Genomic DNA, 16,761 nt, shown 5'->3' with positions numbered 1-16,761 from the left:
AATAGAATTCCCTTCCCCGCCACGAATTTCGTCATCTTTTTCCTGTCCCTGGAACCCATAACGGTAGCTATCGGCAGACTTATGTCTGTTTGGCACCAGCATTCCAAAAGGATAGTAATCTGAGTAACTAAATATATCTGGACTAAAGATAGTAAAAGCAACTGTATTTTCAGTCGATTCTACACTTGTTGTTACATTATCTAATGTGTAAACATCATCTACATCATCTTTAGCTCTAGTACGAGTCCAGTGAACAATACTCACTACGCCTGCTGCTGTAAAAGTTACACTTCTTCTGCCAGAATTACTTTCAATTTGCTGTTGAAAAGGAATGCCCATATTTGACACTTCTACTTTAACCTCTGGACAAGCTACCAAGTCCAAATCATAAGATACTGTATACTTTTTACCAGCTGTAGTCAGCATTGAAAGTATTACTCCTTGCTGCCTATCAGTTGTAGTAATTTTCAATTTATCATTTTCAGGAACAACTGCACTTACAGAAGATGTACCAGCTTTAATCCAATTAGAATTTCCTTGAATAGTTTCCCAACCATTGAAATCATAATTATTAATTGTTTCTTGACCTGGTTCATTTGCAGCTCTAAACAATTTTCTGTCACTTATTACACTTAATACGTTTCCTAAGTGATTTGATAATTCGTAGCGTTTGTCACCAACTAAACGAGTAGACGTTTCAGGAACAGCTACAATAGTTGTTTCTCCTTCTCCTTGATCTAATCCTTCACAAGCGTCGCCAATACCGTTATGGTTAGCATCTTCCTGTAATGGATTCTTCATTGTTTTACAGTTGTCACATGCATCTCCAATACCATCGCCATCTGTGTCTACTTGATCATAATTTGGAATTGTAGGACAGTTATCACACTGTTTCAATACTCCGTTTACCATAACGTCATCTCCTCTTCCGTCTCCATCAGTGTCGATTTGAAGCGGGTTTGGATAAGCGCAGTTGTCACAAACATCTCCTACTCCGTCTGGAGCATATCCTAATGCAATTTCAGTCGTATCTTCTTGTTTCGGGTTAAATACATCTGGACAAATATCATCTTTATCTTTTACTCCGTCTGCATCACGATCACTTTCTGTTACACCACAGAATGTTGAAGCATAAGAAACATTACTTAATATCATGTTTAAGCTTGTAGAAGAAACTGGCTGCCCCCCTGGACCTTCATCAAAACCAAACGCATTAATTTTTAACGGTTCTGTTCCTTTTCCGTTATCAATACTATATGTGAAATCACACATTTCATTTAGTAAAGCTGGCAACTCTACGAACTCACCAGGTTTATCTTCTATTTTAACTTTACCTAATGTATTAGCAGGTAAAGTAATTTTTAAACGACCGTCATTTCTTTTTAAGTGTTCAGTGTTTTCACCATTTTTAAGCACTTCTGTTTTTGAAACTGTAGAATAAACGTTTCCATTTAATACAATGACTACCTCATAAGCTGCCGTTTTTGAGTTTAACCTAACTTCTGCATTAAAATCAAATGCACTTTCTGGAATTGCTCCTGTTTTGGTGTCAATTGTAAAATCTGTTCTCTCCAAAGTACTTCTAAAAGAGTATTTCTTTTTACCTTTTCTATTGTAATCATTGTGATTACGACGGTATTTATATAAAGATACCGTTGGCACATAACCAGTTAATTCATTCTTCTTAACGGTTAATAATACAGAGCTTCTATAAGAGAATGAATTCTTTTTTGGAAAACTTCCTTCTACAGAAGAACCATGTAACGCCGCAATCACATTTTCCTGATCTTTAGGAGTAGCGGAATTAATTTTGAAATGAGAATTTAATGTAATTACTTTTGTTCTAGTTGTTTTATTAACAAATAAATTTAATTTACTATTTGAATCTCCCCAAGCTGCAAAATCATCTTTGTAATCAAAACTCAAACCATAAGTTGGAGGAACGTCTTCTACCCCCTTCATCGCAACCATAGATCTTGCAGTCATTAAATTTGCTTTCTCTGCGAATAATGCAAAAGTTTCTCCTGAAATTTCTTTTGTTCGATCATATTGTTCGATACCTAGACGACTGCTTCCGTAGATGTTGTGTTCTGCAAGATAATACTTAGAACCTGCACTATTGGTTATCATATCATAAGTACTCAAGACATTACCTTGCGCATCTCTTTCATAATAGGTTATCGTGCTAGAAGTTAGTGTAACAACTCTTTTAGATGTTCTATTACCTAATCCATCGTATTCAAAGCTTATTACAGTACCGTTCTTTTTCGTTACCTTGTTAACTTTACCGTCAACACGCCATTCAATATCAATTCCTTCCAATTTATCAGACGTTAACTGTCCAATTTCATCATAAGTGTAGTTATCATCAGGCTGGCTATCTATATCTAACGATGTATCATTTGGATTTTTATCGTTATTTGTAAATACTCCCGCACCAACAGCGTCTTTTACATGCTGCAGCTGATTTGATTTTGTTTTATAATTATAAGCTGAAGGATCTCTATCTAGATGCGTTATAGTTTTATAACTGTATGTCAAATTATCCATTTCGGCAATAGAACCGTCTGCTTTAGGAGCAAAAGCGTTCAATGCCATTAAATTTCCATTTCGATCATACTTGTAGCTTGAACTATATGAAGGAGTTGAAGCGCCAGCCAAAATAGACTTGCTATTCATGCTCTTAATACGGTTCAACTGATCGTATGTATAGCTGTTGTATTGAGATGCCATCGGATTTCCGTTAAGATCTAACAATGACGTTACCATATCTTTGATATTTCCATTGTACAGATTAGCAGTACTTTCACGGTTTCCGCCATTAGTTAAGCTGAAAACAGTTGAATTAGTAGTGTTTGATCTTGACAGATAATCTCCTTTATAATAATTTAAAGCAAAACCGAAAGCATCTTTAGCAACATTCAATCCATCTTTACCAGCATCTGTTTTATCATTGTTTAATTCTTCTGAATTAACTCCTTTTAGCCAGCCTTGTATTGTATAGATATAATCTATTCCTTGAACTTGCTTGTCTCCAATTTCTACACGAGCAAGAGGACCATGCTCATAATAGAGGTAATTGGCTTCTTTTTCCCAAACTGTATTGTCTTTACTCGTATAAACTTGTTTGATTCTATTATCAGCATCGTAATCATATTTATGAATAAACTGATCTACTTTTTCTGGCTGATAGGTAACTTTATTAACATTTCCGCTTATCAAATCGTAGTCGTATACTACTTTTTTAATTTGCTGATTTAAACCATTTAATTCTGAACTGTTATTGGTATGATGCAATAATTCTTTTACATTTCCATGTACATCATAGTCATACAAAATTGCATTATTATAACCGCCTGATGCCTGAAATGTAGTAGGCTCAGCAAGCAATTGATCAAAATACAATACAGCAGTAACTCTTTTTTGACTATTATTTACACTATAATCTGTGAACCAGCTCTGTGAGTTCTCCAAAGGATTATCATATAAAGTCTTTGTTACCTGGTCTGTTTTTGAAGCGATATTATATGGATAATGATCATCAATAGCATTGACTTTAATCAAATCTGCTTTTGGCGCAGTACTAACTGCTAATCTACCCAGTTCGTTAATTACCGCAGGAGTTTTTAACGTTAACTGACCTGCCTCTATAATACGCCCTAATTTATCATAACGCGTATAACTTAATTGAGAAGCTAATTTTTGTTTCGCATTTTGAGAAGCAATAATTCTTCCTAACTCGTCATAAGCAAACTGGCTTATTCCTCCATCTGGAGTTTCTTGCCATACTAACTGATTTAATGAGTTGTAACGATATTGAGTCTGCAACTCGTTTTTCGGTGCAACTTGCAATCCGTTTACATCAGCTAAATCAACTTTTTCACTATCATTTGCCCTTACTGTATTGATTGTAATATCTGAACCTGGCAATAATCTATCAACTCCTTCTGGCGGAACTGTTTGAATTAGGTTACCTGCCTGATCATAGTAATACAATGTGTATTGGTATTCTTTATCTGAAGCTGTTTTTGTCAGCGTTTCAGTAATTCCTTCCAATGCTTCTTTCGTATAGTTTCTTACAAACTCTTCGCGTTTAGCGGTATAAAATGCTTCTTCTAATTGTTGTTTGTTAGCTTCTTTTACAGTTGCAGCGTACAATTCACAAGGTGTTTTTGTACCTGGATTTTCAGGCACTAAACTAAATCTTGGAATCATTACGGCAGGTACACATTTCTGATAATCTGCAACGTATTTATCTGCAAACTGGTTCCATGTTAGCGCCTCCTCAGTTGGATTTGGCACATCAATTAGAACTAAATATTTAAAGTATTCGTCAATTACACCACGAGTATCTTTATTACCATAGTGTAATCTAGTAGCTCCAAATTTATTAATGTCTACAAATAATGCATTACTGCTTTTAATCGTGCCTTTTTTAAATTCTTTTAGTTTTGTTAAATAGTAGATATAATCGTCACTGATGTAACCAAAATTGGCTTCACAGAAAAACTTCCCATTATCATTTAATTTTTCAGGAAGTACGTAACCTGGAATTATTGTATTCAAATCAGCTTTAAACAAACTCCACTTCTCTGCACAAACTACAGGTTCTGGAATTGCTGGAACACAAAGCTTTGGACATACTTCTTCTACTGGACCAGATAATCTCATAACCTCGTTTGCCTGAGCTACAGACAAGTTGTGCTGAATATTTGTTACAGTACCATCGCTATTAATTATTGTCTCATAATACGGTCTATTCTTTAAAGAAATACTTGATTTTAAAGATCTCGCCGTTCTAAGAGAGTATAATTTATAATTAAGAATATCACAAATTCCTTCTGTATAACCATGTTGTTCATCATAGTGAACGTTATTATACAAACTTACTCTGGCTGTTCTGGCGATATTATTTATATCTGTGTAATAAACGTTTGCTCCAACTGTACCTGATACATCTATATAATTAATTTTTTTAACCGAGTTAGCGTTCATCTGCAAGATTATCGCAGCATCTGTCTGACCAGTACTGTTTTTGAAGAATATCTGAAAGTACGGATTTCCTCCCCCATCTGGCATGCTTTTATTAACCGAAAACGATTTTAGCTCAATAGGAGTATTATAAGTATCTGGCTCAAATTCTACATATAGATTTCTTGCTACTTGAAACTTTTCTATTAAACCTGATTCAGTAATAAAATGATTCATTAAATCATTGCTAGCAGAATTTTGAAAAGTTGCAAATAAATTTTTCGTTATTGCATCATTAAGAACATCTCTTAGATTATCTTCATATTTAAGTTCTACATCTTCTGGAATTTTACAAGTATTTATTCTTGTAATATCACAAACATCACCTAGGTTATTACCATTTGTATCTTTCTGATCAGGATTTGGAACAAATGGACAATTATCGCATTTATCGTAAATGCCATCACCATCAGTATCTATTGTACCGCAAGGATTGTCACAAGCGTCTCCTACACCATTGTTGTTGGTATCTTTTTGATCTGGATTTGGAAAATCTTTACAATTGTCACAATTATCAAAAACACCGTCACCATCACTATCAATAGTACCACAAGGATTTGGAGAATTTCCATCACAAGCATCTCCAATACCATCATTATCACTATCTCTTTGATCAGGATTTGGAGTGTTTTTACAATTGTCGCAATCATCAAAAACACCATCACCGTCACTATCCACTACACCACATGGGCTAGTAACATCGCACTCGTCACCAATTCCATCTCCATTGTAGTCGTTTTCACCACATACCGAACAACAAGTAAAGTATAATGGTCTTTTGTTATTTCCTGTCGAAATTCTAGCATTAATCTGGCGTAAACCAATTAATCCTCGAAGTCTTACTTTAACTAAATTGTATGGACTATTGATTAATAAATCTCCAACTGAAATTCTTGAAATTGCTTTGCTTCCTAAAGCATGAGAACCAAAATTAAGCGCTATACGTTTTTCTCCATTTACAGAAATATCAGCCTGATTTCCAGAATTATTCCATGTAACTGCATCTCCAGGTTGTATCCCAAAATAATCATGAAGATAACTTCCTGCAAAAGCTCCATTTGCTGTAATATCTAAATTTGAGTTTCTTAATGTATTTTCACGCTGTAAAGTCAACACTAAATTATTAAAAGCTTCACTAAATCTTTCTTGTTTTCCACAAGTAACGTCAGCTTTTAAAGGATAATAATCTGCAATATTTATTTTGGTTGTACCTTGTACAAGAACCTCTTCTGGAGTTTTACAAGTTTCATTGCTTCCTTTTCTTTTTATAGTAGCAATAATTTGAAATTTATATGTTCCTAAATCTTTATCATACGACTTTGGAATGTAATATAAATTCTTAAAATCTATAACTTCAGCCCAATTAAGACTGTTGCTTCCTGTACCACACGGATTAACATGTGCATTCTCACTTACAAACTGTAAAGTAATAGGTGTTGCAATTGATGCGCCTCCTCTAACAAAACCAATAGATAGCATATTTGATGCATCTTTTGCGCTTGTAATTCCAGGAATTTCATTTGATGCTCCTAATATAAAAGTAGGATATACCTGAGCATTAAAAAGACTGCGTGTCAAATATGGCATGCTGGTGGTTGGTATCGGATTTGTTACAATTAACCCCTGATCCTGAATCTTTGGATCTACCATTCCTTTTAAGAAATTTTCAAGTGCTAAAAATCCTGGACTTTTTCCTGTTTCTAAATAAATTTTTGTTTCAGCTTCTGCTGTTGCAGCTGCCAAAATATCCATATCATCCATGCTAGAATCATAGCCATAATCTGCTCCTACAAAACGTTTTGTTTTTGTTGCAAACAATGTATAAAGCTCATCTGAGCAAACTAAATTTATTCCTGTACTAGCTGGAGTAGTTGGTATTGCTACTTTATCAGGATCTGGCGCTAAAGCTATTAACTTCTCAAGTCTTTCATAATTTGTATCTGAATAACCTGATGTAACTCCAGTATATTTTTTTAATATGGTTACAAAATTATCTGAGCTATCAGGATTTCCGATGCACTCATTATAGTTATTGTGTTTTATGGCATCAATATGCGCCAAAACAGTACGTGTTTTATCTTTTAATCCAATGTAGTAAGCTTTAAAATTGGCCCAAATTCTTTGCTTGGTATTTAACTCTACTATATTTCCTGTGCTTCCAAGAGTTCTGATTTTATCTAATAATCCTGATTGTGTAAGGCTTAAAAAATTTGCAAAAGCAGATTCATGAGCAATTCCATTAGAATAATAAGCAAAGTAATAAGCTGTTTGAAGCATATTCATACTCTTTCCTCCTGCTTTCATACCATCATAATTTGATGTTAAAGCTTCGCGCATGATATCTCTTCTAACTGCAAAATCTTCGTTTGTTTCTTGCAAGAAGTCATTTTTAGAACTGTAGAATGGATCATTTGTAGCATTAATATTCAACAATTGCTCTAATACACCTCCAGCCGCAAAGATTGTTTCATTTGGCTGAGTCATTTCCTCAGTGTAATATTCTTTTTCAAGTAAATCAGCATCAAATGCGTTTGAATTTATACCTGCAGAATTTTGCTTCATGCAAAGTCCTAAATTGTATTTATAATATTGATATTCCGGGTGAAACTTAACAAGAGCATTTGCCCAGCTACTTTGCCAGATACTTACAAAATAAGCAACATCTTTTAGATATTTTGGTTCTACCAAATAATCATTTGGATCGTCACTATTTGGATCGCGATCATTATTAGTTAAGATAATATCTTCTAATGCTGGCTCGTAAATATTTCCTTCTGGCTTTCCAGGAACTGTACTTACTAATTTTACTTTAATTTTTGAAACCGATCCATCGTCATTTTTATAAAATCCTCCATCAGGATTTTTCCACGTATTATTTGAAATTTTTACTGTTACATCCTGATTTGTATCTTCATCTCTATACGTTTCAGTATGGAAACCACCGTATGACAAATCATTATTAACATTAAAAATACTTAAAGGATCTAGTGGAGCATCTATGTCTTCATTTGCTTCTACAGCAGCATCGTCAACATCTAATTCTATTCCTTGAACAGAACCATATTGCCCATGTGGACTCATGTCTTTTAATAGCATTCCAAGATTTAGATCGCAAACATTTACTGGCTGCTCACATAATTCTCTACAACCTTTTAGTAGGTTTTGAAATTCAAATCTAAAACTATTCTCATAACTAGCTCTATCTGTTCCTTGTAACTCAAGAACAGTAAGCATATTTTTCGCAACATAATTATTTTCGGCAATAGTTATTAGGTATGCTCTTACATCAACATTTCCTAATTTGTTATCAGTCTCACCAAGATAGGTTTTGAAAGAATTGTATTGGTCTTCTGTCAAATTGCTTTTAGCCAAACTATCTTCACAGCTTTTACAAGTAATGTTACAATTTTCAACTGTAACATTTTCTTCTAATGCTGTTAAATCTGGCAAGCAAATTTTATTATCTTTTAATTGTTTGATGTAATCGTCAGCATAACGTTTTAATACGTCGTTATCAATACGAAGATCTTTATTAAAAGAATAGGCTCCTACTCTCAGAAACTTTTCCTCATGTAATGCATTGTAAGTTCTTATCGGAAGTTTCAATTCAGACGAACTAGTTGCTGTTAGACTATATTCTCCGATTTTTGCTGTTAAAGCATCATTTCCAACTAGCAATTCGTTGCTGCAATCGTCTTTAAGACTAATTGCCCAATCATATACATATGGATAAAATTTACCGTTTAAACAAGCATCTGTAAATGCATTTTTCGTTTTAGTAAAAGAATAGTCAAACGTCATTGCTTTACTATGTACAACAGGAACGACAGTGTTTAATTTTAACCCGTCTTTTAATATTCCATTTTCACCAGATGCATAAACAGTATTTCCGTCTGCCAGCATATCTGAAGTAATTATAGCGTGAAGTTTCGTATCCTTTTCATCATCTAAAGCTTCCAGACTACCTTCTTTATCTCCAGCTAGTGCTGTTGCAATAGTTCTTCCTTGTGGATCTAAATAGCTTACACTTACCTGACCATTCGGGTCAATAACTGTATTCTTTTTATAATGCAATCTATTACCAACTTTATAACCAAAAAGGCGGTTTAGCTCTTCTTGCGAAGGCTGAGAATAAAAATAACGCATTTCATGTCCATTACCAATCTGGTGATCACGACCTACTCCTCCTTTACTTTTAATACGACCTGTATTATCTGGAGTATATTCAATTTGAGAAAAAGGATAACCCTGAGCATCTGGAACAAAATCTTGGAAATTATCTGTTTTTGCATTATTTACAGAATAGTATTTACCCGCTCCAGAAGTATTTGCTAATGAAGGAACTATAATTGGTTTACAAAACCTTATACTGTCCTTTACATCCCAGTCAAAATCTCTATGAGTAAATATAGAACCTGCAGCATTTTTATTAAGATCCTTATAAAAGTGAATTGCTGACGATTGTAACGGACTCGGCAATACTTCGATGGCTGCTCTACCTTGGTTATCATAAATAACCTCCCCTACAATTGCTTTATTATCTGAATTCACTTTAGTAACAGTCTGACGATTACGTAATGAACCATCAAAATAACTTACAACTTCTTTTTTCTTCCCATCCTCGGCAAAAGAAGCTTGATATTGCCAGTTTTTCTCACCGCCCTCATGAGATTTATCTATTTCAATAAAAGCCCAGTCACTAACAGCATTTAATCTATGACTAACTTCAGAAACAGACCATTTTCCGTTATAAACTTTAGTAATATCATCCAAAAATCGTCCAACTGCTCTAACTCTGTATATAAAATAACCACTAGAATAAACAAGAGGAATACTGTAAGAAGTCTCTTTTGTTTGAATTCTTGTGCTGTTTAACATAAATTCTTTTTCTGTTAAAGCAATATCGCTAGCTGCTTTTTTAGCACCATCAGATCCAAAATTGTCAATCCAAGCCCATTCTAATTCATACTCCAAAGCTGGAGCTTTTTCATTTTTTTCCCATTTAATTACAATTTCATCAGCTTGACTCGCAGTAGAAACTTTAGTAGGTGTTAATCCATTATTATACTTAACAAATTCTGCAGTTGGTATAGCAGTAGTATTTTGTAAATTATAGTAGCGATCTGTAGTAAACTTTACAGCTAAATAAGGAGAAGTATGAACTCCCGCAGACGAATATGTTATAGAGCTAACTTCAACAATTGCTTTATGGATTCCTGGAAGTTTATAAACTAAGTAATCCTTTACGTTAATTCCTTTTGTTACATTATCATGTGTAATTTTTAATGAAACCTTAAAAGGGTTATCGTGATATTTTAACTCACCATTTTCGATATAGCTATAATCTTCATCTCCTTTATTATTATAAGGAATGATTGTTAAATTTACGGTACAGTCATAAATTTCTTTATAAGCTTCTGTTTGTGTAATATCATCTTTAAAACCAAAATGAATTGACACTCCATCATTCACCGAAACAAATAATTTCTTAATGTTTAAGTCTGAATATCTAGGGTCCTCTACACTCAATTTTGGTTTACCAGACAATTCACTGCCTTGCTTGTAAGCAATAATTCCTTCTTCGTGTTGTCCAAAAGAAAACAAACTAAAAAATAAAAATAATACTACTATAAAATTTTTGCTGATATACATATATCTATAATTTATCTTAATTATTATTGGCAACATTTCTTTGATCTACTATCTCGTATTTTTTTAATTGCTGAGACAAGACAATTTTTCCTCCAGAAGATGTAAAATAGTTCTGACTATTGAACACTGATGCACTTACTGGATTTCTACTAAAGTTACTGTACGTTACTTCTAGCCTCGGATAATGTGAATCTGGTTTACGATAATCCTTAGAAAAATTAGATGGCGCATTATAAAAGAACACCTGTTTTTGTATAAAATAGGTTTTAGAGACTCTTACTATTATTTTTGAATAAGGCAAGCCTGTAAAAGAGTTCGTTTTTAAGGTTATTTCCCAAAACGATTTCAAATCAGTACACTTTTCAATCTTACACATTTCTAATAGTGCCTTCAGATTCAAATCTCCTTTATAATCTGGTATAGGCTTATTAATCTCAATTGCTTTTTCGGGGTGACTGACCCTTATGTTAACCTTCTTCGTATTTAGAGTTTCGGTATTCCCTATTTTAGTGTACATATCATTTTGTGCATTTTTGTAGAAAACTCCCGTATAAGTTTCTTCTACTTTTTTTGCATCAAAATCCTTAAATAAGTTGTAAGTTACTTTATACTGAAGCGGTTTGGCAGCACCATACTGTTCACCAACTTTTTTTAATATCTCTTTTGCATCTTGCGAATACCCAAACGAACAGCATAGTAAACCCAAAACACCTATTAATCTTCTTAAAAACATTTCTAATTATTTTGGATTGATAAAATTACCTGAGCGTGTTTCTTGAATAGTTTTTACACCTTGACTTGTTTCTTTTTTAACACGCACTAATCCTCCTTCGTTATCATACTCGTAAAAAGTACTGTAATTATTTTCGTCTAATTCTGACATCAATTTGAATGTTTCAGGATCGTAAACAAAAGCTTTAACACTTCCGTCCACTGGATGAATTCTCAAATCATCAAAATAAATTGGAATACCAACGTTCTTATTATTCAATACCACTCCAGCAGTTATTGTATTTTCTGGAACAATAAATTTTCCTGAAATTCTCTGCCAGCCGTCAATAATTGCACCTGATGGTTTTAATGTAACACTTCCAATTATCTGTGATGGCGCATCTGGATCACTTGGATCTGGATCTGCAGCCTCTGGATCATCGTAAAACAAAATATTGATCTCTGAGTTTTTATAATCTTTTAGCTGAATATTTGTATCTTCTTTTACCCAAGCACTCAATAAATATTCTTTATTAATTTCTGGTTGGAAAGATATACAGTTCGCACAATAATCTTTTTCAGATAACTTTCCACATCCTACTCCAGCTTCTACGATTCCATCCGAGAAATAAAAAGGCTCATCGCTTAACATTGTAAAATCATTATGAGCAAAATACGTTGCACTGTCAAAACCATTAATACGTTCAATTGGAAATGCGTTAGTATTATTTTCATTGAAATTAAACAGGTATTGTAATGATTTACCTAAATAAGCCGAATTGGTAGAATCGAAACTTGTCTTCAATAATGAAGGAACAAAATTAGGATCAACGCTACGAGCCATAGTTTTACTTGTTTCTGCATTATCAACATAGAAACCGTTGTTAATACCTACAACATATAAATGCGGCTTGTTTTCACTTTGGTCAGGAGAATTTTGATAATTATCAAATTTCTGCATTAATGTTTTAAGACCTTCTGGATTAGTTGTTTGGCAACCGTCTGTAATTAAGAAAACTAATTTTGGTTTAATTTTAAAGTTTGTATTTAAAACTACGCTTAAACCACTTTTCCAATAATCAGAACCTTCGCTTATACCTGTCTGTCCGTATCTTCTTCCATAATTATCAATCCATCTAGATATATACCCGCCATTTAAAAGATCAGCTTCAGATACTGAATATTCAAGAACATGATCCGTACGAGTGTCTTTATCAGTGTCTGAAAGTCCAATTAATGAAATGGTCATTTTACCTTCACCATCTTTGTTCGACTTAATTTGTGCAGCAATAAAAGATTTCAATTGTGCTCTAATTCTTTTTGCTTCAGTATCATCGATTGATCCAGATTCATCTAGTACGATTGCAATGTGATTTTCACAGACTTGAGCAGGTTCACAATCTAAAACAGTAATTTTTTCCTCAAATACAGTTTCACATTTTCCTGTTCCTGTAGCCGTTAGTTTTATAACAAAATCGCCAGGAAGAGTTGGCGTATACGTATATAAACCATCAGTACTTTTGTACAATTCATTTACAAGAACTCCTGCAGCATTTGTAGCCGTCCAAGTATATGTTAAATTAGTTTCTGTTGTTTCAAAGGCAAAATTTATCGGTTTTCCAACACAAAGTTCAGATTCTTCTACTTCAACATTTTTAATAAAAGTCGACGAACAACCATTAGCTTCTGTAACTTCTACTGTTATCTTGTATATCCCAGGAGCTGTATATTTATGGTAAGCAATAGGGGTTGTTGCAGAATCTTTTTTCGTGACATTATCTAAGTCATAAAAAATCCATTTATAAGTCATATTTGGTAAAGTAGGATCCACAAAAAACTTTGTATCTACTCCTTTTTTTACTTTTAGATTTTCTTCTACAACAGCATTAAACAAATTAGCAGAAACTCTTGCTGTCTTATTTGATTGCGCTACAGCCATTTTATTTGTCAGTACAAATGTTGATTTTTGAGTTGACGATAAGTTAGTCTGTAAAGAAGATTCTTGTTTTCTAGCTTCCAAAAATAGTTTTGTTTCCCTTTCTCTAATTTTTTCAATCTCTATTTTAATAGTTTCTTCAGAATATCCTCTAGATTTATAAGTTTCTGTTAGTCTTACTACATCTATACCTAGATAATTATCCGGAATTTCTTGAGCATACATCGCACTAAAAGAGCAAAATATCATGAAAAAAGTAAGAACCCAATAATTTCTTATTTTAAAACCGTTTAACATAATTAATTTATCTTTATGTATTTATATTTTTAAGTTTTTAGCGGTAAATCTGAATTAAGAATATTGCAATTCTCTTGTCAAACTTTTTAATCTTGAAATTATAATTGAATCTAATCACCAACTTTAATTTCACCACTCATAGGATAGCAAAATTTAGCAGGACAAAAATCAATGTATCTTACTTTGGTATTGCTGTTACAATCTGAAATTATATTCCCATTGCTATCTAAAGTCTTTCGACAGGTAGTCAAATAATCCGATGCGGAAGAAAATAAAGTAGTATCAATTTTTAAGTAAGACTGATCAATAGAGCCTACTTCTGGATTATAGTTAACACCATTCTCTTCAAAAAATGAAACATCATTATTACCATTTGCTGTAAAAGAAAATGATATACTTGTAATTTTATTTTGAGCATTAACAGTTGACACGAAATTGTAAATCTTATCTCCCCCTCCATTTGTAATATATGGCTTGAGAGCAATTAATTCAGCCGGATTACTTCCTTGAATAGCTGCATCTGATTCTCCGTTTATTTTTCTTGTCAGTACACTTTTTAACAAACTCTCAAACATATTTTTCATATCTGCAGAATATATATTTTCCAGTGTACATGATTTACATCCAATACCTGTACTATCACTAATTATAGATAAAGTATTTGAATTAGTAGATAACACATCACAATTACCCACTTTAAAGGCAAAACTATTTAATGCAGTTCCTTCTGTACCAGTAATTTTCCCTTTATAAATTATGTCTACAAAATCTCCAGGCATCAATGTAAAATTGTTTGCAAATGTTGCCTTTAGCCAATTTGAATTTTCACAAACAGATGTCCAGTTTGGTACATTTCCAGAATTCTGTGGAGGGCATAACATATCTCTGTCCATTGTTACAGAATTCTGTGCATACTTGAAATTTACAACTGGAGCTACACTTGCATTTGTAGATATTTTAGGCATTTCGCAATTATAATCAATATCCAATGTACTATTTCTAGGATTAGAGCCAAATTCAAATAAATCTCCTGCTTGAGGTCTTAAATTTATTAACTCAGACAGTACTACAGGTGTAGATCCTTTATTTGTAAATTGCATTTTAAAATCTACAGTTTCATCCTTTTTAACATTAAGGTTACTTTCTTTCCATTCATCAGCCATTGCACACTTTGCAAACATTTGACTCTTTACATATGTAAAAGCAGAAATTGTAACTATATTGGGTTGCGGTTGTGTGCTTATTTCAGATCCATAAATAGTAGTTGTAACTGGTATTTTAGTATCAACGAGTACATTATCTTTCACTCTAAAATCAAACTCAATAAAAAGCGCTTTATTAGTACAAGGAAAATTAAAATTAGACAGGCTCACTGTACCAGGTTCTCCATATACTGGAGTAGATACACTAACAGTCCCAAATCCATCAATAGAAAAACTAGGCTCTCCTGATAAATACTGAAATTGACTAGGGGTATATGGCTGAAAGTCAGAGTAAACATATCTAAAACCACCCGCATATACAAATTTATCATCCAACTTAATATTAACAATATTATTACTATCTTCTGTACCCTGATTAGAAAGCTGAAATCTATATGTCATTAACTCTCCTGGTATTGCTGAAGCATTAAAATTGTTTTCATACAAACCTTGACTTGCTTTTCTGATTTGATTATAAACAATAAACCATGGCGAGCAATCATCAACCTCTTCATATCTATATCCATCATATATAAGATTTCCATCAGAAGTGAATTTTATTTTGAACATCATACTTTGATTTGGTGCTGGGAGTGCTTGTTCATCATATTTAAGATTAAGGCTAAATCCTGTACTTGGAGATGAAATATTGCAATCAGTACTAAATTCAACAAAACGTGTTATTGAACCAGCAAACGGAGTAGTGCTTTTATTCCCTTGGCTATCTACATATTTAATTACATATGCTGTATTGCACGGAGTATTACCATAGATACTAGCAGATTTTACATTAAAGCCAGTAGGGATTTCTATACTATAAACTCTATTTGTATAATTAGGAAGAAGTGGTGGGATATTTATATAAATAGTAGCACTAGGATCGTTTCTTAAACAAGAAGGACATGGAAAATTATAGCCAAGTTGACTATTAATATTTTCCAACTCCCCTACGGTACCTCCTTTACACGTAACATCACCACATTCTGTAGTTGTTAGTTGAGTTGCTATAGCATTTGTAATTGATGTCATATTAACTCCGCAATCTGTTTGTGTACCTGTCAGATATGACTTTATCTCTTTTGCTCCACTTGTACAGTCATTATCTCCACCGCTCAAACAAGGGTATGTAATAAACAAGTCGTAAGTTGTTGTATAGGTATAAGGCCCTAGTGTTAAATCAGTAGTACTAAAAGTAACTTTTTGAACATCACCAGCAGTAATAGAGGGATCTACTGAAACATAGGTGTTGTTTTTATAAACACCCAAAACAGCTGCACATTTGTCTAATTCTAAATTAACCTTTGCATTACTGATATTAAATCCCTGATTTCCATTATTACTTACTATTACACGATATTTAAGAATTTTTCTAGGACAAACCTTTCCATTATACAAATAAGTATCTAAGACAAGTTTAACTTCTGCATTATTTGGTGTTCCTGAAATAACTTTACCACTCCCAGACTGTGTTGAAGGTATATTACAGCCCACATTAATTGTTGTTGCAGTAATTTCTTGTTCAACATTATCACATGTTCCCGGCTTAAATTGCATTGCAACATCCATAAGTAAACTAGATCCTTGTTTACCATCATTTACAATACCGCTTATAGTTAATTCTGTTAAACCATTTGCTGTTACTGGCGTTATTATTACTCCAGCAGGCAATGGGCCATTTGAACCTGGAAGGTAAACTAACGAACCTATATTTAATTTTATAGTTTGGCTAGTACATTCCTGAGCAATACTACTTGTTGGATTTAATCGGACAATAAATGGCCTACCATTTGGCTTTACAATTGAATCAGGAATGCTTAAAAAAGACTGTCCAATAGAATAATTAGATAACAGTAATATCCCGATAATAAGAAACCAATGCTTTTTAAAACAATTTGTCATATTTTCTAATATGTTAATTTTATATTTTTTGCT

General features: G+C 33.1%; 4 protein-coding genes. All 4 read right to left on the bottom strand.

The window, feature by feature from the left end; all coding sequences use genetic code 11:
• Positions 1-10,683 (bottom strand): thrombospondin type 3 repeat-containing protein (locus AC3E9W_RS08670; RefSeq protein ID WP_488768067.1); only part of this gene is annotated, 10,683 nt, incomplete at its 3' end.
• A gap of 16 nt (positions 10,684-10,699) precedes the next feature.
• Positions 10,700-11,416 carry a LolA3 family protein gene (locus tag AC3E9W_RS08665; protein WP_488768066.1) on the bottom strand — a complete coding sequence of 239 codons (717 nt, stop codon included), beginning with the start codon at positions 11,414-11,416 and terminating at the stop codon, positions 10,700-10,702.
• A gap of 6 nt (positions 11,417-11,422) precedes the next feature.
• Positions 11,423-13,627 (bottom strand): hypothetical protein, encoded by a 2,205-nt coding sequence (locus AC3E9W_RS08660; RefSeq protein WP_488768065.1) that lies wholly within the window; start codon positions 13,625-13,627, stop codon positions 11,423-11,425.
• A gap of 110 nt (positions 13,628-13,737) precedes the next feature.
• Positions 13,738-16,728: a hypothetical protein gene (locus tag AC3E9W_RS08655; protein WP_488768064.1), complete on the bottom strand. Its 2,991-nt coding sequence runs from the start codon at positions 16,726-16,728 to the stop codon at positions 13,738-13,740.
• Between the last annotated feature and the right edge of the window lie 33 nt (positions 16,729-16,761).

This window comes from Flavobacterium sp. 38, from assembly GCF_057799715.1.
The sequence above is the reverse complement of the archived record's forward strand: the minus strand, read 5'-3'. Positions and strand labels throughout refer to the sequence as shown.